Raw genomic sequence first — 19,343 nt, forward strand, 5'->3', positions numbered from 1 at the left:
GGATGCGGGGCCGGGTGCCCGGGGAGAGTCCCCGGGCACCCGGCCCCTTACCGGGCCCTACCGTCGAGGGCGGGGACTCAGTAGTTGCTCACCGTGCAGGTGACCGCGCAGGACTGCTGGCAGGAGAGGGTGCAGGTGCCGGGATAGGGCTCGAGGCCACCGCCGTCGGAGGCCTGCGCCTCGGCCGGCGGGAGCTGCTGCAGGGCGTTCAGGTCGAGCTCCACGAAGTCCTCCTAGAAGGTGGTGTTGCCGGTGACCCGGCAGGTGACCTGGCAGGTGTAGGTGCAGTACGGCTCCAGATCGCCGCCGTCGGAGGCCTGCGCCTCGACGGGCGGGAGCTGCTGCAGGGCGTTCAGGTCGAGCTCCACGAGGTTCTCCTCAGATGTTGGAGGTGCCGCAGGTGTTGTTGCAGGTGGCCTGGCAGGTGACCTGGCAGGTGTAGGTGCAGTACGGGTCCAGGCCGCCGCCGTCGGAGGCCTGCGCCTCGACGGGCGGGAGCTGCTGCAGGGCATTCAGGTCGAGCTCCATCGGGTCCTCCTAGAAGGTGAGGGCGCAGCTGCTGCCGCAGGTGGCCTGGCAGGTGATGGCGCAGCTGAAGGTGCAGTACGGGTCCAGGCCGCCGCCGTCGGAGGCCTGCGCCTCGGCCGGCGGGAGCTGCTGCAGGGCGTTCAGGTCGAGCTCCACGAAGTCCTCCTGGGACGCTGGTGGTGGTGGCGGGGCGGGGAGGGTCAGTTGGTGATGTTGCAGGTGACGGTGCAGCTGCCCTGGCAGCTGTAGGTGCAGTACGGGTCCAGGCCGCCGCCGTCGGAGGCCTGCGCCTCGACGGGCGGGAGCTGCTGCAGGGCGTTCAGGTCGAGCTCCACGGGGTGGGTCCTCTCGGTCGGTGGTGCGGTGCCGGTCGCCCGGTGGTTCCGGGTCACCGGCCGTGGGTCGCCGGAAGTTCACCGGCGGTGGGTCACCGGGTGACGAAGCAGGTGAACTTGCAGTAGTCGGTCAGCGTCTCGTCGCAGAAGTGCGCGGCGTCGCGGGCGCCGACGGGTGGGCGCGGTTCGGGCAGCTGTTGCAGGACGGCGAGGTCCAGCTCCATGGGGTCACCTCCTCTCGGGAATCGTGGATCGGTACCGGACGGGGCCCGGGGCCGGTCGGGCGGCCCCGGGAGACGGGGGGAACGGCGCCGTCAGGCGGCGGGGGCGGCCGGCGGGGTCGTCAGGAACGCCAACACGCGCGCGACGAGCGGGTCCGTGCCGGCCGCACCGGGGCCGGCGTGGCCCCGGTCGGCGAGCTCCTCGTACTGGAAGTCCACGCCGCTCGGGTGGCCGGCCGCCAGACGGCGGGCGAGGGTGCGGGAGTGCGCGACGGGCACCGACTCGTCGTAAACGCCGTGCAGGACGAGCGTGCGGGTGCGCAGGCCCGCGGCCAGCCGTTCGAGGTCGCGCGGACCGATGGCGTCCTCGGCCGGGCGCAGGCCGCCGAGGCGGACCACCATGTCCCGGACGGGTTCTGCGGCGTCGGCGTGCAGCCGGGGCCCGGAGAGGAAGGGTGCGTAGGCCACGCAGGCGGACCACGGCCCGGGGTCGGTCATCGCGGTCAGCAGTGCGAGGTAGCCGCCGTAACTGGCCCCGTACAGGGCCGGGGCGGCGCGGTGCCGGGCCCGGTGGCGGCGCAGGTGGGCGGCGATCGCGGCGACGTCGTCGCGGTCGGGGCCGCCCCAGGCGTCGACCAGGGCCAGGGTGTGGGCCGCCCCGTAGCCGGTGCTGCCGCGCTGGTTGGGCGCCACGACGGTGATCCCGGCGGCCGCGCAGGAGCGCAGGAACGGCTCGTGACGCAGCGTCCAGTGGCTGTTCGGGCCGCCGTGCAGGGCGATCAGCAGCCGGTCGGCCGTGCGCCAGTCGGGGCCGTGCACGACGGCCTCCACCGGTCCGGCGGCGCCCGGCAGGCTCTCCAGCCGCACCTGGTCGCCCGGCGCCCGGCGCCCGCGACCGCGGCCGGTCGGCGGCAACCGCAGCGCCGCTCCGCCGGTGGGCAGCAGCGCCGGCACGGCCGGGCCGTACGGGGTGGCGCAGGACAGCCAGGCCCCTGCACCGGTCCAGGCGCAGTCGGCCGCCAGCTCCGCCTCCGGCACGTCGACAGGCTGCACCTCGTCGGTCGCCCAGGTGTGGCGCAGCAGGCCGGACCGCGCGCCGCGGGTCTCCAGGTGCAGGACGTGGCGCCCGGACGGGTCGACGGCCACCGGGTGGAGCGGCACGCCGGCCCGGTGCAGGGCCGACTCCGGGTCGAGGAGCCGCGGCGGCCGGTCGGTCCCGACCGGGACGAGGGCCAGTCGGTGCCCGCCCGGTTCGGCCAGGGCCAGCAGGACCTGGCCACCGCCGGCGGTCAGTACGTGGGCCGGCCGCCCGGCGAGCGGCACGGTGACCGCCGGCGCCGGGCCGTCCGGTGCCTGGGCGTCCGGGTCCGGGCCGTCCGGGTCCGGGCCGTCCGGGTCGGGGGCGGCGGCCGGGAGGCCGGCGCCCGGCAGGTCGATCCGGACGGCGTGCGGGCGGCCGGCCGTGACCAGGGTGGCCACCAGCCGCCCCCCGGACAGCCGGGCGCTCTGCAACGTCCCCGGCAGCCGGGCGAGCCGCCGCCAGGGGTCGCCCGGTGTGCGCAGCCCGTACAGGGTGCCGGTACCGTCCTCGGCCCGGTCGGTGGCCAGCGCCAGCAGGCCGGTGCCGGCGGGAACGGGCAGCAGGGTGAGCCCGCGCCCGCGGCGGACCGGCAGGTCGAGGCCCTCGCCCGCGCCGTACAGCGCCAGGTGCTGGCCGGCGCCGGAGTGCCAGGAGACCAGCACGCTGCCGTCGTCGCGCGGGTGCAGGCTCAGGTAGCTCGCGTCCCCCCGCAGCGGGTGGCGGCGCAGCAGGCGCGCGCCGGTGGTCGGCAGCCGCCACTGCTCGACCCACCGCCGCCCGGCCGGGTCGGTGGCCAGTGCGGCCGCGTACCCGCCGGCGGGGGCGAACGCGAACCCGCCGCGCAGCAGGACGGGCGCGGCTGCCGGGTCCTGCGGGGCCTGCCGACCTCGCGGGGGCCGCGGGGCCGCCGGGGGCAGCGGGCTCTGCCGGGGCGCGCTCACCGTGCGGCGCCCAGCAGCGGGGCCGGCGTGCGGAGCGGCCCGGCGTCGGCCTCGGCGTCGGCCATCCAGAGCCGCCCGCCGCCGTGGTCCAGCCGCAGCAGCAGGTCGAGCGAGCCGGCGAGGCCGGTCTGGTAGTCCGCCCTGACGCCGCGACCCCCCTCGTCGGGCAGCAGCAGACGCCCCTCGCGCACGGCGTGCCGGCCGTACAGCACCCCGGCGAGCTCCTCGGTCCAGCCACGGTAGGGGCCGCCGACGGCCGAGGCCAGGTCGAGCAGGAACTGCCCGTTGCCGGCCAGCCCGTGACAGGCCGCCGTGCCGCTGTGCCAGGCGCTGTGCCGGACCGCCAGCGCGGCCTGCTCGGCCAGTTGCCGGAAGCCGGGGTCGCCGGTCGTCTGCCAGAGCCGCAGCAGGAACGTGCCCACGCCCGAGGAGCCGTTGCACCAGTGGTAGAGCATGCCCTGCCCGGGTGGGCTGTCGCGGTCGCTGCGCCAGCGCGCTCCCCAGGGGCCGTGCTCGGCCTCGGTGGCGAGGGTCCGACCGGCCTCCCCGGCGAGGTCCACGTAGCGCCGGCGGCCCGTGGCGAGCCCGGCGGCGAGCAGGAACGCCCCCACCCCGGCCACGCCGTGACCGAAGCCGAGCTGGCGGATCCCGGCCAGCTGGGAGTCGAAGTCGGCCGGGACCGGCCAGTACACCTGTCCGTCGTTCCGTTCGACGGCGGACACCAGCCCGTCCGCGCAGGCGTCGGCCCGGGCGAGGAACTCCTCCCGGCCGGTGGCCCGCCACAGGTGGAGCTGGGCGAGGCCCGCCCCGGCCGCGCCGTGGCAGACATCGGGGTTGGGCCAGCGCACCGGCAGGGTGAGCGCGAAGTCGGCTGCGTGCGCGGCGAGTCCGCCGTCACCGAGGTGGCGGGCCGCGTCGTGCAGCGCCCAGGCGGTGCCGGACCGGCCGAAGTGCAGGCCGGGCAGCCGGGGATCGGCCCGCTCCAGGCGGGCGCCGACCCAGCGGGCGGTCCGCTCGACCGCCGTCCGGAGATCGGGGTGGTGCAGGGCGGCGTCGGCGCGGGTGAGAACGGCGAGGACGCCGGCCGCGCCGTGCTGCACGCCCAGGACGTCGGCGGTGGCGGCGAAGGCGGAGCTCTCCCAGAGGCGTTCGTCGCTCCCTTCGGGGGCCATGGTGGCCAGCAGGTGCGCCAGCCCGTCGTCCAGCAGGCGCCGCCGCAGCGGCTGCGCGAGCGGCGGACCGGCGGTCGCGGTGGCCGGTGCGGCCTCAACGACGACGGTGGGCCCGGTGGCAGCGGTGGGCACGGTGGCAGCGGTGGCGGGGCCGGCGTCGTCCGGCAGGTCGGCGAGGAACGCCGTCACCCGCTCCAGCGACCAGCGCTCGGACGGGTCCTGCGCCAACAGGCCCAGGATCGCGGGCGCGAGCACGGCGGCGGCGGGGAAGGACGCACCGGCGCCCGCCAGCAGCGCCGCCGTCCGGTCGCGTCCGGTGCGCTGCGCAGGTTCGTCCGCCAGGAAGGCCGGCACGATCCCGGTGGCGAGGTGGCAGAAGGCAGCGCCGAGGGCGTGCAGGTCCACCGCGACGTCGTCGACCCGCCCGTACCGCCGGCCGCCGACCTGCTCGGGCGCCCCGTAGCCCAGTGTGTAGGCGCGGACCCCGAACCCACCGCGGACGACGGCGTGTTCGGTGTCGATCAGGACCAGGTCACCGCCGGGGGTGACCATCACGTTGTTGCTGGTGAAGTCCTGGTAGACCAGCCCGCGCCGGTGGATCCCGGCGAGCAGGGCGGTCAGCCGCCGGGCGAGGTCCACGGCGTACCGCACGGTGAGCGCGCCCGTCCCCTCCCGGGTGATCCGCTCGTGGACGTGCGCGGTGAGGCTGCGCCCCTCCACGAACGCCTGGACCAGGAAGGCGTGCCCGTCCGCCTCGAAGTACTCGACGAGCCCCGGGCCGAGGCCCTGGAGAGCGGACAGGTTCTCCGCCTCCCGGCTCAGCGCCGCGCGGGCGTCCTGGGCGGGCAGGCCGACCCCGACGTGCGCCCGGGCCTGCTTGACCACCACCTCGGCGCCGGTGCGCCGGTCGTGGGCCCGGTAGACACCGCCGCGGGCGGAGAAGCCGATCGCCTCGCGGACCACGTAGCGGTCGTTCAGGAGCACCGGCCTCGGCACGGCGGGAGCAGCGGCACCGGCCGTGGCGTCGGGCGTGGCGCCGGCGTCGGCACCGGACGTGGCGTCGGCGGCGGGTTCCGGTGCCAGCGGGTCGACGGCCCAGGCCGGGGGCGAGAACCAGGCCTTCCGGGGGTCGGTCACGGTGGTCCCGTCCGGTGCCCGGAGCCGCACCTCGTGCGTCCCGTCGTTGGTGAGCGTCGGCACACCGAGGAAGGCACCGTAGCGGTAGTGGACCAGGCTGCCCGGCCGGTAGGGGCGGTCGGAGAGCACCGCCGGGCCGGGCAGCCCCGCCGTGGCGGCGTCCAGCTCCCGGGCGAGCCGACGGAAGTGCTCGTCGTCCCGGGGGTAGGCGGTGATGACCTTGCCGCACTGCGCCCGGTCGTAGCGGTGCGAGGTCATCTCCTCGACCAGCGCGAGGTCCCGCGCGCACTTGAAGGCGCAGCCCCCGCGGACGAGCACCTCGGCCGCGCGCAGCAGCACCTCCGGTGCGCTCAGCCGGGTGGCCGAGACGTGCAGCTTCCAGCCCTGCACCCGGTCCGCCCGGCCGGCCGGCTCGACCCGGCACCAGACACCGGACTCCTGGACCGACCAGTCGTCCGCGCCGAGCCCGGCGAGGACCGCCCGCACCACGGTGCGCAGCGGGAGGCCGACCACCGGGCCGGTCCCGCCCTGCTGTTCCTGTGCTGCCATCGCCACACCTCCGGTGCCTGTGAGGAGCGGGACTCGACGTCGTCCCGCTCGCAGCACCGATGTTCGTGGCGGCGGCGCACTGCGGGCATCCGTGCGGCGCACGAAGGTTCATCCGCGACGGCCCCACCCATCTGCCCGCGGCCCCAGCAGCATCGCCGGGGCCCGGGCCCCGCGTCCCGGGGTCCCGGGGTCCCGGAGGCTGCGCTCGGCCCCGTCGTCCCCCGGGCAGGCCCGTTCGGCGACGGGCCCCGACGGTTCAGCCCTCAGTCAGCTCGGCCGCCAGGGCGTGCAGCCCCGCCCGGTCGGGCCGCCCGGTCTTGCGGAGCAGGTTCGCCATGTGCTTCTCCACCGTGCGCGGGGAGATGGTGAGCCGGCGGGCGATGTCCTGGTTGCCGAGCCGCTCGGCGATCAACGCGAAGATCTGGTACTCGCGGGCCGTGACCCCGACCGCGAGCAGTTCTGCGGGCACCTGGTCCCGGCCGCTGCGGTGCTGCGCGACGGTGGCACCGGTGGTGCGCAGCAGGGCGCGGCAGGCGGCCGCCACCGCGGGCACGTCGACGCCGTGGAAGTACGCCTCCGCCTCGCGCAGCCAGGCCACCGGTTCGCCCCAGCCGTCCTCCACCGCCGCCTGCGCGACCAGCCGCAGGCCGAGCTGGCGGCCCGTCGGGAAGAGTGCGGTGCCGGACGGGGTCTCCTCGGCGGTCCGGAACTCCTCGACGGTCCGCGCGGCCTCCGCCGCCCGGCCCTCGCGGCCGAGCAGCACCGCGTCGGCCAGCAGCAGGAACTGACGGTTCCAGGCGAGTTCGGCAGCCGGTGCGCCCGCCGCGACGGCGTACTCGGCCCGGCCCGCGCGGCCCGCGAGCACGTCGAGCAGCGGGCGCAGACCGTACCGGCCGGCCAGGTAGAAGACGTTGGGGTGGTCGCGTTCCCAGTCCGCGGCCGCCGCCAGCTCGGTCTCGGCCAGTTCGCGGTCCTCCTCCAGCAGGGCACAGACGGCCCGGCAGAGCCCGAGCATCACCGGCACCAGGAACGAGCGTCCGCCGCCGGCGCGGTCGAACGCCTGCAACGCGCTCTCCATCTCCCGACGCCGGCCCCCGTGGGCCGCGGCGGTCGCGGCGGTCAGCAGCAGGTAGCGGTGGGTGGCGAGGTTGCGCATCCGGGCCGTGGCGTCCAGGCAGCGGTCGACGATCTCCCGGGCGCGGGCCGTGTCGCCGGTGAGGACGGCGTTCATCGCGAGCAGCCCCTCGGCGCGGTGCGACCGGGTGATCGACCCCAACTCGTCCGCCGCCAGCAGGGCCTGTTCGAGGGTGCGGGCGGAACCGGTCCGCAGGAAGACATTGGCACCGAGCCGGATCAGCGCCTCGAAGCGCCACCCGGGCAGCGCATGGGTCTCGGCCACCACGAGCATCCGCTCCAGGCAGCCGTCCGCCTCGTCGAAGCCGCGCTCGCGCGCCAGCATGGCGAGCAGTTGCCAGGCCTGGCACTCCAGCACCGGCAGGCCGGCCCGCTGGGCGACCTCGGCGGCCTCCCGGGCCTGCTCCTCGGCGGCCGCCAGCTGACCGTCCTGCCCGGGCAGCAGGGCCAGGTGCCCCCGGACCACCGCCAGGGCGGCGGTCTGGGCCGGCTCGCCGGCGCCGCCGAGCAGTGCCCGGGCCGCCGCGAGCTGGCGGCAGCAGTCGGCCGTCCGCTCGGCGAGCACCGCGGCCCAGGCCAGCCGGGTGTGCAGGGCGACCCGGCGGTCGGTGCCCAGCGCCGAGGTGCCGACGGTCGGCAGGGTGTCCAGCAGCTCCCACGCGCGGTCCAGCCGCCCGACCTCCGCCAGGGCGTACAGCAGTGACTCGGTGATCTCGGTCCGGTCGGTGCGGGCGGCCAGCCGGTGGGCGCGCTCCAGCAGCCGTACGGCCAGGCCCGAGGTGCCGCCGGCCAGTGCCTGCCGGCCGGCTTCGGCGTACTGGCGGGCGGCGGCCTCGTCCTCGCCCGCCGCCTCCAGGAGCCGTGCGGCGAGGTGACATCGGCCGTCGGCCGGATCGGTGGCCGCCGGTAGGCCGGTGTCCGCGTGCCGGTCCCGGACGGTCGGCCGGTCCGGGTCGTCGGTCAGGCCGTGGTCGGTCGTCCGGTCCGGGTCGCCTGCCGCGCCGCAGTCGCCGGCCAGGTCCGGGTCCGGCGGTTCGTGCTGCGCGGAGCCGGCCGGCCGGAGCGCGGCGGCGGCCCGCCGGGCGACGGCGGCCCGTTCGGCCGGCGAGACGCCGGCCAGCAGCGCGTCTCCGATCAGGGCGTGCCGGAACGCGTACCGGCCCGGCACGGCGGCGTCGGGCACCACAAGTTCCGCGGCCACCGCCGCGCGCAGGTCGGCGAAGAGGGTCCGGTCGTCGTTCCCGGTGATGAGCCGGAGGGTGGCGAGCGAGAACTCGGGGCCGATCAGCGCGGCCAGCACCAGGAGGTCCCGCACGCCGGGGCCGAGTTGCTCGCCGCGCAGCCCGTAGGCGCGCACCACGCCGGCCGGGACGGTGGCGGAGAGGTCCCCCGCCACCTGCCAACCCGCAGCGTCCCGGCGCAAGGATCCCTCGGCGACCAGCGCCGCCAGCAGTTCCTCCACCAGGTACGGGTTGCCGCCGCCGCTCTCGGCCAGCCGGTCGGCCGCCGCGGGCGGCACCTGCTCGGGCGGTACGCCGAGGCAGCCGCCGGCAAGCTGCCGAACCTCCGGTGCGCCGAGCGGTCCGAGGGCGAGGACGGACGCCGTCCGGCGCCGGTGCGCCGCATGCGCCAGGTCGGCGGCCGGGCCCGACCCCGGCCGCAGCGTGGCCAGCAGCAGCACCGGCAGGTCGGCGACGTTGTCCACCAGGTACTCCAGCACGGCGACGGACTCCGCGTCCACGTCGTGGAGGTCCTCCAGGAGCAGGACGCAGCCGCCGCCCCGCCCGAGGACAGCGAGCAGGCGCAGCAGCGCCTCGGCGAGCTCGACCGTGCTCTCCGGATGATGCCGGCCCACTGCACTCCGCCACTCGGGGACCACCCGGGCCAGCGCCGGCCGGTAGGGCACGAGTTCCCGGTCGTGCGGCGGGCCGGTCTGGCGGAAGCGCGAGCTGAGCGCCTCGACGAACGGTCGGAACGGCGTGCCGGCGCCGCTCGCGCTGGCGCGGCCGCGCAGCAGCGGCAGGCCCGCGGCAACGGCCCACCGCCCGCACTCGTCCGCCAGCCGGGACTTGCCGATGCCGGCCTCGCCGGACAGGAACACGGCACTTCCGGACCGGTCCTGAAGATTCTTCAGGGCAAGCGTGAGCAGCGCCAGTTCGGACGCTCGGCCGACCGTGACAGGTGACGTGGTACGCATGGCGGCAGGCTATTCGAGGCGGCGGCCCCTCCACCAGGGAGGATGCCGCCCGCCCGGTACCTGCCAGGGGCCCGCCCGTCGTCTCCCGGGTGCCGGCCGGCCGCTACTGGTGCGACAGCGTCTCGAACGGGTTGAACGTGTCGAAGGAGAGCAGCACGTCCCCGTGGTCCGCGAGCAGGTCCGCGCGGTGCGCGAGGCCGCCGCCGGCGCCCGATCCGACCTCGGTCAACGGGCTCTCGCCCACGGCCGTCAGGAGCCCGGCCACCGGTCCGCCCCCCGCGACCTCCCGCTCCCCGGTCGACTGCCACGGGCGGACCGCATCGATCGTCTTCATGCGTGATCTCTTCTCTCTCCTCGAACGTCACGGCCTTGACGCCGCTGACGCAAGCTCAGGGTCCGGCAGCCGCAACAGCAGCACCGAGGGGACCGAATCGGCGAAACCCGCCCGCAGCAACCCGTGGCCGATACCGGCCAGTCCGGTCAGCAGGCCGGGGACGACGACCCCGTCCGGGGTCCCGCAGCGCGGCCCGCGCCCGCCCAGCGCACCGAACAGCCGACGGGTGTGGCGCGCACGGGCCGCGCGGGCGAGGGGATCGTCCACCCGGGCGAGCAGTTCGGCGGTGCCCCAGCCACCGTGGCAGAGGCTCTGGTCCGCCGACGGCCCGCTGCGGGCGAGGTCCGAGACCACCGACCGCACCGTTGCGGCCAGCTCCGGGTCGGCCCGGGCGGCCTGGTGGTCGGCCAGTGCCAGCGCGAGGCCGGGCCGGCCCCGGCACCAGGAGTCGCCGGAGGCCCGGGCGGCCGCCGCACGCAGGGCGGCCAGACCGGCCCGCTCGTAGCGCGCCTGCTCGTGGTGGGCCTGCTCGTAGCGCGCCTGCTCGTGGTGGGCCTGCTCGTAGCGCGCCTGCTCGTGGTGGGCCTGCTGGTGCGGGGCCCCCGCTGTCACCCCCGATGCGGCTCCCGATGCGGCTCCCGACGCGGCTCCCGACGCGGCCGCGATGCCGAGCAGCGCCCAGCCGACCCCCGCCGCACCGGTGGCGAACCCGGCGTCGGCCGGCAACGGACGCTCCAGCAGCCGGGCGGCGCAGGCCTGCACACCGCTCCACGCCTCGGTCGACCCGGTGGCCCGGTGCAGCGCGAGCAGCGTCGCGAGCCCACCGGCCAGGCCGTCCGCCACACCCGGCGTCTGCTCGGTCCCGACCACCGCCGTCAGCAGGGCCGTCGCCTGGGCGGCCCGGACGGCCACCTCCTGGTCCGCCAGGAGGCCAGCCAGCCGGGTCAGGGCGTAGGCGATGCCCCCCAGCCCGGCGAAGGCCCCGGGGCCGACGCCCGTGCGGTCCTCCGGCCGGTCCGCCAGCCGGTCCAGCAGTGCGGGCAGCGGGCGCAGCGCCCGGCGGGCCGCCTCCGCGTAACGCTCGGCGCCGGTGAGCCGGGCGAGTTCGGCGAGGAACAGGGCCACGCCCAGGTAGCCCCCGCCCAGGTCAGCGCCGCAGGGCCGGAGTTGCCAGTAGCGGTCCGCGAGGAGTTCGAGGCCGAGCCAGTTCAGCCGCGTGCCGTCGGTGTGGGCCGAGTCGATCAGGCGGTCGCCGAGGCCGCGGGCCGCGGCGAGCAGCTCCGCCGGGTCCACGGCGGTCACCGGGGCCGTCCCCCGCCGGTCCACACCGGGCCCCGGTGCGGACCACGAGAGCTGCGGGCCGTGGTGCGGGCCGTGGGCGGGAGCGGTGGACCTGGCGGTCATCGCCGCGCGGACGATCCACTCCTGCGCCGTGCGGTCCGCCTCGTCCATGCCGCGGATCCGGGCGGCCACCCGGTCCAGGCCGGTCCGCTCCAGGACGCCGGGTATCCGCGTGCCCTCCCCGCCGCCCAGGTCGACCGAGTCCGGGGTGGTGGTGAAGAGCGGGACGTCACCCTCCCACAGCTGTGCCTTCTCCTGCTCCAGCACCCCGAGGCCACCGGGCCCGGGAAACGGGCCGGTCCCCAGCAGGGCCAGCAGCGCGTCCTTCCCCGCGGCGTCGCTCAGCACCTCGGGGTGGGTCGTCCCGGCCAGCAGCGTCCCGTACGTCCGGGTCGGTCGCAGCAGCACCCGGACTTCGTCGCGCGCGAAGCGTGCCACCGGTCCGTGCGGGGCGAGCAGGGCGTCCGCGCCGGCAGCGACGGCCCGGTGGGCAGCGCGGAAGCCGGCGAGCAGCGTCTCGACGTGCAGGGCGGGCTCCGCCCACGCGCCCTCCACGCCGGGCCGGTTGGCGCCACCGGTGACCGTCCTGGCCCGGCGGACCAGCCGCATCCGGTCCGTGCCCGGATCCGCCCAGTCCACCCCCGTCGTCGGCAGCACCGCCCCCGGGTCCCCGCCCAGTCCCGAGACGTCCGTCGCGGTCCGCTCGCCGACCAGCAGGTGGGGCAGGAGCCCGGTCCGGTGGAGGGAGGAGCGCAGGGCGAGCCCGGCCGGGTCGCGCGACCCGGCGGGCGGCTGCGGATGGAAGAGCGTCTCCAGATCGATCAGCAGCGGCTCGTCACCGCGGGCGATCAGGTTCTCGAAGTGCAGGTCGGTGCCGTCCAGGGCGTGCACCAGTGCGAGCAGCGCGCCCAGCCGCCGGTAGAAGCGGTCGAACTCGTCCTTCGTCACGCAGGGTCGGGGCGCGACGTGTTCGACCCAGCCGTACCCACCGCGGTCCACCAGCGCCACCACCGGCAGCCGCGGCAGGCCGGGCCGGGCGTTGAACCAGACGACCAGTTCGTTGAAGTGCCGGTGCGCGCCGAGCGGGCGGGGCTTGTAGACCACCCGGCGACCGTCGGCGAAGCGGAGCAGCGCGACGGCGCGCCCCTGCCGGTGCCGGTCGCCGGCCCCCTCGTGCACCGCGGTGAGCGGGCCGGGGTCGACGCCGCCCAGGAGGGCCTCGACGATCCGGGCACGGTCGGCCGTGAACCGCTCCAGCAGCTCGGCGGCCGCCGCCGCCCGGTGCAGGGCGGTCTGACCGAGCAGCCGTGCCAGCACCGGGTACTCGTCGCGCAGGGCGGCCAGCCCCTCGCTGCTGCCCGCCCACCGGACGAAGGCGCGGAACCGCGCGCCCGGGGTGCTCCCGTTCAACCGCCCGTCCACGCGGGTCCGGTGCAGCTCCTGGACCAGGGCACGGGCCGCGAGGCCCGCCAGTGCGTGGGCCAGCCGCTCGGCGAACCCGGCACGCACCGCCGGCAGATCCACCGCGGCGCACCGCCCGGCGCCCTCCGGCAGGTACGCGGCGGCCCGCTCGGCGAAGGGCGCCGTCACGGGGACGAAGCCGGTGACGCCCGGGAGTTCACCGGCCGGGAGCGCGGTCGGCGCGGACGCGGCGGCCACCACCGCGTCCACGAACCCGGCCCACGACGGCGGGTTCGCACCGGCCGGCGTGCCACCGGGCACCGCCCGCTCCCACCACCCGCCCGCGGCGGACGGCACGGCGGACCGCATCGAGGTGTCGATCACAGCGCGAAGCGTGGCATCCGCAGCACGACCGCACAAGGCCCTCGCGAACCGTGGTGCCGCACCCACCGGCACCGGGTCGGCCGCCAACCGGCCGGGGCGCACCCGCCGGCGTGCCCCGGGCCGACACGGAACCTCCCGTCGAGCCTCTGCCGTGACACCGGGGCAGACCCTGGTCTCCGGGCATGATCGGTCGATGCGTGCGGAGCGTCAGCGCCACCGGTGGTCGGGTCGAGGTTTCCCTGCCCTCTCCGGTCGGCGCCGGTGGCGAAGGAGGTGACGTGGACGGCACGTCGGGTACTCGGGGTGGTCGGGGTCGGGGCCCTGGCGGTAGAACTCTGCGCGTATGCCGTCCTTGACCTCGTCGCTGACAACGTCGCCCAGGAAGGCGTGGTAGCCGGAGGCTGTCGTAGCCGTCCAGGACGGCCGATGCCGGAGCCGCCGTGTACGGGATCCTGCATCGGGCGGCAGCCGTCGCCACGAGCAGTCTCCTCCTCGCCTGCGGAGCCGCATTCGCTCCCGGCGCCCACGCAGCACCGGCCGACTGCGGCAACAACCTCGCCGACTGCACCGGCAGCGCGTTCACCATCGCCACCACCCCCGTCACCAATCCACCCGAGGGCGGATCCGTGACGGTCAACAGCGACAGCACCGTGACCTTCCACAACAGCACCGGCGCGTTCGCCGTCGCGGCCAGCACGCCGGCCGTCGGAGGGTCCGGGACGGTCAGGATGACCCTCCCCGTCGCGACGGGCGGTCCCTTCCCCCCTCAGCTACTCGCTCGTCCTCACGCCGACTTGCCTGACCGGAACCTCCGTCCGCCGGCTCAACGGCTCCGGACGCACGGGCGGCATCGTGTTCGCCGTCACCCTCTCCCGGACGAGTCTGTAGAAGCCCGGCCGGGCCGGACCACCCCTCACCGAAGGGGCCGCGCCGCACCATGCCCTGGCCCTCCGGCCGGCCCGACGGCGGCCGGGTCCACTGGCCCGGCGGGTCGTCGCAGCAGCGGTGACCCGCACGTGACGGCGGTGGTGGAACACGACACGGACGGGCCGGTCGAGCGGGTCGTCGCACCGGCGGCCGGGCCTCATCGCAGCAGCCGCACCGCGCCCGGGGCGGACCGTGGAGTGCTGGTCGGCGCCGAGGGCCGGTCCGGTGTCGACGGTAGTGCCGGCAGTGGTGGTGGAGCATGTGCTGCAGGTGCGCCGGCACGGCCGGACCGGGTCAGATGCCGGGCTCGGCGCCGGGGTCGGCGGGAAGGGGGGTGCCGGCGAGCACGGCGCGGGTGATGGTCGTGTGGAGGCGGCGAACGGCGTCCTCGGCGTCGGTGAGCTCCGCGGGGTCGGGCAGACGGGTACCGAAAGCCTGGTTCGGGTCGGCGACGGCCAGGGCCCGCCACTGGAGCACCGGCGCGAGGACCGTACTGGCCTGCGCGAGGAACCAGGCGAGGCGACCATGGGTGCGGGCGGTCCCGACAGCCAGGTGGGCCAGAGCCTCCCGCAGGTGCTCCAGGCGTTCGATGCACGGCAGTTCGCCCGCGCCGAGGCCGGCGGCGAGGCCGTCCGCGGTCGCGCGGGCCACGGCGACGTCCTGGCCGGAGAGGTCCCACCGGCCGTCGCGCACCTGCCGTGCCGCTTCGTCGGCGAGGACCGCGATCCGCGTGCACATGCCTGCGGTCGCCCTCGAATCGGCGGGATCGGCGTGAGGGGCCATGTCGTGTTCTCCGAAGGGCGGGCAAGGGTCGGGTGAGCGGCCTACGCCCCGCTCCGTCCCCCGGGTGCAGCAGTCCTGGGTCGACCATGATCGATCGCGCACCCGTGTGCAGCCATGAAAACGAAACCCGCCGGACGACGTCGGTACGGAAGCGAAGCCCCACCCCGCCCCGGGCGGCCCCCGACGAACCGGGCGCACCCGCGGTGGCATACTCCGAACGGCCCGGTCGCGGGCTTTCGCAATCTCCTGCCGAGGGCGCAGCGTCGGCGGTCAGGACAGGGTCGGTCGAGGCGGTGGTTGCCCATGGGAAATGCGGGCACGGAACACGGGGTCGAGGTGGAGCGGGCGCTGTTCGTCACCCACGAGGAGGACGCGGCGCGGCAGTTCCTTGACGCCGCCTACGGTTCGCGCCTGCGTCTGTCGGGCCTGTCCGAGGGCGGGCTGCTGCGCTACGAGCGCATCGATGCCGGGCTGTTCACGGTCGACCGGATCACCCTTCCGGGGACGCTGTCCTTCGCGTGCGAGCCGATCGACCGGATCGTGGTCAATGACCTGCGGGCCGGGAAGCTGGAGGTCAGCAGCCGCGACCGTGAGGAGCAGGCGGTCGAGGGCGACCTGGTCCTCAACCCGGTCGCGGTCCCGTACGGGGCGCGCAGCGCCGGGAGCACGATCGACAGCGTCACCGTGGACACCGACGTGGTCCGCGATGCCGCCGGTGCTCTTGCCGGTGAGCCGCTGGCGTTGACCTCTGCCCCGGCCGGGCCGGTGGGTCCGGCCGCCGCGCGGGTGTGGCGGGCGTGCGTCGATCTGGTCGCCGAGCAGTTCGCCGGAGCGAAGCACGTTCCGCCGCTGGTCGTCTCCCAGGCGGCCCGGCTTCTGGGTGCTGCCGCCGTCGCCGCGTTCCCCACCGCCCCACCGCCGCCCGCACCCGAGGAGTCCACCGGCCCGGCGACGCTGCGCCGGGCGATTGCGTACATCGAGTCGAACGCCCAGCTGGACATCCGTCTCACGGACATCGCCGCGGCCGCCCGGGTCACGCCGAGGGCACTGCAGTACGCGTTCCGCCGGGGCCTGGACATGACGCCGATGGCCTACCTGCGGCGGGTGCGACTGGATGCCGCGCACCGTGAACTGCTGGCCGCCGACCCGGGGACCACGACGGTGACGCAGGTGGCGATGCAGTGGGGTTTCGCCCACCCGGGCCACTTCGCGGCCCGCTACCGCGACGCCTACCAGGTTCCGCCCAGCGCCACCCTGCTCCGCAGCCCCTGAGCCGGGCCGCGCCGCGTGAGCCACAGCGAGCGCACCCGGTTCCTCTGAGGCACCGGCTCCGGCTACCGGAACAACGGCTACGGGCAGGAGGGCAGGACGGCCACCGGCAGAGCGGCTGCGGCAGCAACGGGTTCGGGCAGGGCGGCTACGGCCTGCTGGCCTTGGCGCGCTCGGTCTCCGACCGGTCTCTGGTCCGTTCCTCCCGTGCCGCATGCGCGGGAAGGGCGAGGCCCGGCCCTGTACCGCCGGACCTCGCCCGTGCCGGCCGCCTCGTCCGAGGTCTCCGCGGCGCGCACACCCTTGCTTCGTGTCCGGCTCCGGCGCGGACGGCTCCGCCGAGCCTGGTTCACCCGATCGGCCCAACCCTTACCTAGTGCCGCATCAGGCAACGTTCGCCCTGTTGATCACCGTGCGGAGGCGCTTGTCGGCGGCGTGCTTGTTTCGCCAGATGATGTAGCGGCGGATCATGCTGCCCTGGGCCTTGTGGCTGGGGTGGTCGGTACCGTCGAGAGCGAAGTAGCGCAGGGCGGTGAACTGGGCCTCGATGCGGTTCAGCCATGAGCTGTTCGTGGGCGTGTAGGCGAACTCGACGTTGTTGGCCGCGGCCCAGTCGCCGACTCTGGTGTCCTTCTTCGTGCTCAGGTGGGGCGAGTAGTTGTCGAGCACGATGGCGATGCGGGTCCGGGGCGGGTGGAGGCTGCGCAGGTATCGGCAGAACTCCAGGAACCTGGTGCGGTGCTTCCTCGGCTTGATGTGGCCGTAGAGCTGGTCCTTGCCCAGGTCGTAGGCAGCGAACAGGTGCCGCACCCCGTGCGGGCGGGTGTAGGTCGCCCGGCGGCGCCGTCGGGGTTCACGGTCGGGCTCCTTGTGTCTGCCGCCGCGTTCAGCCCATTGCCGGCCGGGGTGGGGCTGGAGGTTGAGCGGCCCGAACTCGTCCAGGCAGAACACGACCTCGGGCTCGCCTGGCTCGGGCAGGACCTCGCCGTCGGCGATGGCGTAGAGGTGCTCGACACGAGCCTTCTTGACCGCGTAGTCGGGATCCTTCGAGGTCTTCCAGGTCTTCAGGCGTTGAAAGGAGACGCCTTCCTCGCGGAGCAGGATGCGCAGGCCCTCGTGGCTGATGTCGTCGACCACCCCCTCGGCGACCAGGAAGTCGGCCAGCTTGACCAGGCTCCAGGTCGAGAACGGCAGGCCGTGCTCGACCGGCCTGGACTTGGCGATCTTCTTGATCTCACGTCGCTCGGGCAGGGTGAACGTCCTGGGCCGGCCGCCCTGGTACTTCGGGTAGAGCGAGGCGAAGCCGTCGCCATTGAAGTTGTGGATCACGTCACGGACCCGGTCGGGGCTGGTGAACGTCACCTCAGCGATCTTGGCCACGTCCATGCCCTGGGCCGATAACAGCACCATCTGGGCCCGCCGCCAAGTCACCACCGACCCCGTTCCCCGGCGGATGATCCGCAGCAGTCGCTGCCCCTCGTCGTCATCGATCTCGCGCACCCTCACACGCTCAGCCACGCAGAGAGCTTGCCGTGACCGGCACCATCCATTCCAGCTCCGGGATCAGTTCACGCCATCCGACGCTTCCTCAGCTCAGCGAGCCACAGCCGAACCTGCTCGTCGTCATGCAGGTAGCCGCCGCCCGGCCCCTCGAAGAGATCGATGCCATGAAGGAGGCTCAACGCCCACCAGGACAGGTCGTCCCAGTCCAACTCGTCCTGTGTCACCCACCCTGCGGCCCAGCGGTCGACCTCGTCCCGCGTCAGCCGACCCTCGACAAGAGCAACAAAACGGTCTTCGATCTCATCGAGGGTCGGCTGCGAAATGGCACTCATGCCCCGACCGTACCGGCGGGGCGAACGTTGTCTGATGCGGCACTAGTTCACCACGCCGACCGCACGGCCGGACGCCGCGGAAGTGACGTCACTCCACAGGACGGCCCCTGATGGCGGTGACGATCCGCGCCCCACAGGCTCTGCGTCATGACAGCAGCGAACAACGCCCGCCCCGCCCCGACCACAACAACGCCGCCCCACGGACGAGCCGGTGAACCGGTGTACGTCGACAGCACGCTGATCTCCCTGGCCTGCGGCGTCCTCGACCACTGCACTCCGGCGCCGTCCGCCACGATCACGGCGCCGTGGAGCAGCGGTCTCGCGAACCGGCTGCGGCACGCGATCGGCGCCGCCGGCTGCCCCCCGCGCCCGCCCCACATCCTCGCGGCCGAACCCGCCCCGGGGCGTCTGGAACGTGACGAACTCGCCGTGACGATCAACCACTTCCTGAGAGCGGAATGCCGGGGACTCCCCCGGCAGGTGGACGCTGCCCTCGTGCACGAGGCCGTGCAGACCTTGCGCCGTGAGAATCCGCGCTGGCAAGGGGAGCCTCTCGGTGCTGCGGTACGGCGCCTGTGGGAGTCCCTGTACCTGTGCATCCCGCTGACCACCATCGCCGTCGCCGTCGCCGGCGGCGCCGCCCGACCATGACCGCCGCGCCCCGTGAGGGCCCGCCCCGGTGCCGAACGGACGCACGGCGGCGGCGGCGACGGCGACGGCGACGGCGTGCACAACCGTGGCACGCCGGCCACGATCCCGCCCTGGCGCACAGGTCGGGGCGGTCTCAGCACCCGGATGCACTCAGGGCACGGTCGATCACGCCCGGAGCACATGACGATGCGTAGTCCTGAAGTCCCGAGCAGGCTCAAGCCAGGGGCTGCCCGCCTGTCACCTGGACGGCACTGCGCACGACGCCGCGCTCGCCGGGCGCCACTGCGGCCGGTGGCCGACGTGGTGAACGCTCTGCTGCTCGTACAGCTGCGCCACCGGCTCGGCGCGGAGCCCTCTGCCGACCTCACGCCGACCTCGACGATCAGTGGCATCCCTGATCCCGGGGCCACCCGGACCTCCCGGCGCGCCCGGACGCCTCGGGCTGGACGTCCGTGGGCTGACCGCGAGCCCGGTCGCCCGACCTCCACCCCTCCAGCTGGTGGATCGTTCTGGCGGAAGACCTGCGGGAAGGGAGTTGGTCCGCAGGCAGGGAACGGGGTGGGCGGGCGGCCGCTGGATACCGCGGGGGATCGAGAAGCACGCGATCGGACGGTTGCATAGTGCCGAGTCGCCCGGGCGGCGGTATCTGCCCGCACAACCTGTTGAGGCCAGTACTGCGAAGGCTGACACGTGGAAGGCCGAGAGTGCCAACCGCACCCGGGCGGCAACGAAAGGCTCGGCCGCGGTCGCTCTTCTGCGTGAGGCGTAGGTTCGAGCTGCTCGCCCCGGCTTCGCGGCCGGCAGTCCCACCGCACGGCGCACACGACGAGAACCACCCGAATGCCATACCTACACCGCCGCGGCCGGCCCCTTCCGGCGGGACACTCCGGTCGACGTGACCCGTTCGGGGCCGGCTCGTTGTTCCCGACACCCGCCGGCCGCAGGACAACGGTGCGCGAGTCCACACCCCGCGAGCCCGCGCACCGCCCGTCCCACATCCGACGCCCGCCCCGACGACACTCCGCCAAACCGACACTCCGCCAAGTCCTCCCCTTCCGGCAGCGATTTGCCGCCCCGGCCGGCGCCACGAGCCGCGATCAGGCCACTTGGTACAGCCCGGGCC

At 75.3% G+C, this 19,343-nt stretch carries 16 protein-coding genes; 2 read left to right on the forward strand and 14 right to left on the reverse strand.

The annotated features are described in order from the left end of the window. Positions 1–77: 77 nt before the first annotated feature. The 12 genes from OH807_RS00590 to OH807_RS00645 form a co-directional block, all read right to left on the reverse strand. On the reverse strand, positions 78–224 hold the full coding sequence (locus OH807_RS00590) for an ALQxL family class IV lanthipeptide (protein WP_406192250.1): 147 nt from the start codon (positions 222–224) through the stop codon (positions 78–80). 9 nt (positions 225–233) lie between these two features. Then, on the reverse strand, positions 234–368 hold the full coding sequence (locus OH807_RS00595; RefSeq protein ID WP_406192253.1) for an ALQxL family class IV lanthipeptide: 135 nt from the start codon (positions 366–368) through the stop codon (positions 234–236). 10 nt (positions 369–378) lie between these two features. Continuing rightward, entirely contained in the window at positions 379–528 is a 150-nt protein-coding gene (locus OH807_RS00600) for an ALQxL family class IV lanthipeptide (RefSeq protein WP_406192256.1), read from the reverse strand. A gap of 9 nt (positions 529–537) precedes the next feature. Next, the gene (locus tag OH807_RS00605) at positions 538–684 is read right to left on the reverse strand and encodes an ALQxL family class IV lanthipeptide (RefSeq protein ID WP_406192259.1); all 147 of its coding nucleotides are present in this window, start codon (positions 682–684) and stop codon (positions 538–540) included. A gap of 44 nt (positions 685–728) precedes the next feature. After that, the gene (locus tag OH807_RS00610; protein ID WP_406192262.1) at positions 729–863 is read right to left on the reverse strand and encodes an ALQxL family class IV lanthipeptide; all 135 of its coding nucleotides are present in this window, start codon (positions 861–863) and stop codon (positions 729–731) included. Between the two features lie 92 nt (positions 864–955). After that, positions 956–1,087: a hypothetical protein gene (locus OH807_RS00615; RefSeq protein ID WP_406192265.1), complete on the reverse strand. Its 132-nt coding sequence runs from the start codon at positions 1,085–1,087 to the stop codon at positions 956–958. A 90-nt stretch (positions 1,088–1,177) separates the two neighbouring features. Further along, positions 1,178–3,106, reverse strand: a complete 1,929-nt coding sequence (locus tag OH807_RS00620; RefSeq protein WP_406192268.1) for an alpha/beta hydrolase family protein — start codon at positions 3,104–3,106, stop codon at positions 1,178–1,180. Continuing rightward, complete coding sequence (gene lanL, locus OH807_RS00625; protein WP_406192271.1) at positions 3,103–5,964, reverse strand: class IV lanthionine synthetase LanL; 2,862 nt, start codon at positions 5,962–5,964, stop codon at positions 3,103–3,105. Before lanL ends, OH807_RS00620 begins: the two co-directional genes overlap by 4 nt. A 256-nt stretch (positions 5,965–6,220) precedes the next feature. After that, positions 6,221–9,295, reverse strand: a complete 3,075-nt coding sequence (locus OH807_RS00630) for a helix-turn-helix transcriptional regulator (RefSeq protein ID WP_406192274.1) — start codon at positions 9,293–9,295, stop codon at positions 6,221–6,223. Positions 9,296–9,398: 103 nt separating this feature from the next. Beyond that, complete coding sequence (locus OH807_RS00635; RefSeq protein ID WP_406192277.1) at positions 9,399–9,629, reverse strand: hypothetical protein; 231 nt, start codon at positions 9,627–9,629, stop codon at positions 9,399–9,401. 27 nt (positions 9,630–9,656) lie between these two features. Further along, on the reverse strand, positions 9,657–12,755 hold the full coding sequence (locus tag OH807_RS00640) for a type 2 lanthipeptide synthetase LanM family protein (RefSeq protein ID WP_406192280.1): 3,099 nt from the start codon (positions 12,753–12,755) through the stop codon (positions 9,657–9,659). A gap of 1,221 nt (positions 12,756–13,976) precedes the next feature. Further along, on the reverse strand, positions 13,977–14,420 hold the full coding sequence (locus OH807_RS00645) for a hypothetical protein (RefSeq protein ID WP_406192283.1): 444 nt from the start codon (positions 14,418–14,420) through the stop codon (positions 13,977–13,979). Positions 14,421–14,768: 348 nt separating this feature from the next. Between OH807_RS00645 and OH807_RS00650 the strand changes: the two genes are divergently transcribed. Continuing rightward, the gene (locus tag OH807_RS00650) at positions 14,769–15,737 is read left to right on the forward strand and encodes a helix-turn-helix transcriptional regulator (protein ID WP_406192286.1); all 969 of its coding nucleotides are present in this window, start codon (positions 14,769–14,771) and stop codon (positions 15,735–15,737) included. A gap of 381 nt (positions 15,738–16,118) precedes the next feature. Here OH807_RS00650 and OH807_RS00655 read toward each other — a convergent pair whose 3' ends face one another. After that, positions 16,119–17,252 (reverse strand): IS630 family transposase, encoded by a 1,134-nt coding sequence (locus tag OH807_RS00655; protein WP_406192289.1) that lies wholly within the window; start codon positions 17,250–17,252, stop codon positions 16,119–16,121. Positions 17,253–17,302: 50 nt separating this feature from the next. After that, complete coding sequence (locus OH807_RS00660; protein WP_406192292.1) at positions 17,303–17,569, reverse strand: hypothetical protein; 267 nt, start codon at positions 17,567–17,569, stop codon at positions 17,303–17,305. 147 nt (positions 17,570–17,716) lie between these two features. Between OH807_RS00660 and OH807_RS00665 the strand changes: the two genes are divergently transcribed. After that, entirely contained in the window at positions 17,717–18,220 is a 504-nt protein-coding gene (locus OH807_RS00665) for a hypothetical protein (RefSeq protein ID WP_406192295.1), read from the forward strand. Positions 18,221–19,343: the final 1,123 nt, after the last annotated feature.

The sequence above is a fragment of the Kitasatospora sp. NBC_01560 genome, from assembly GCF_045208415.1.
Lineage (GTDB): Bacteria > Actinomycetota > Actinomycetes > Streptomycetales > Streptomycetaceae > Kitasatospora.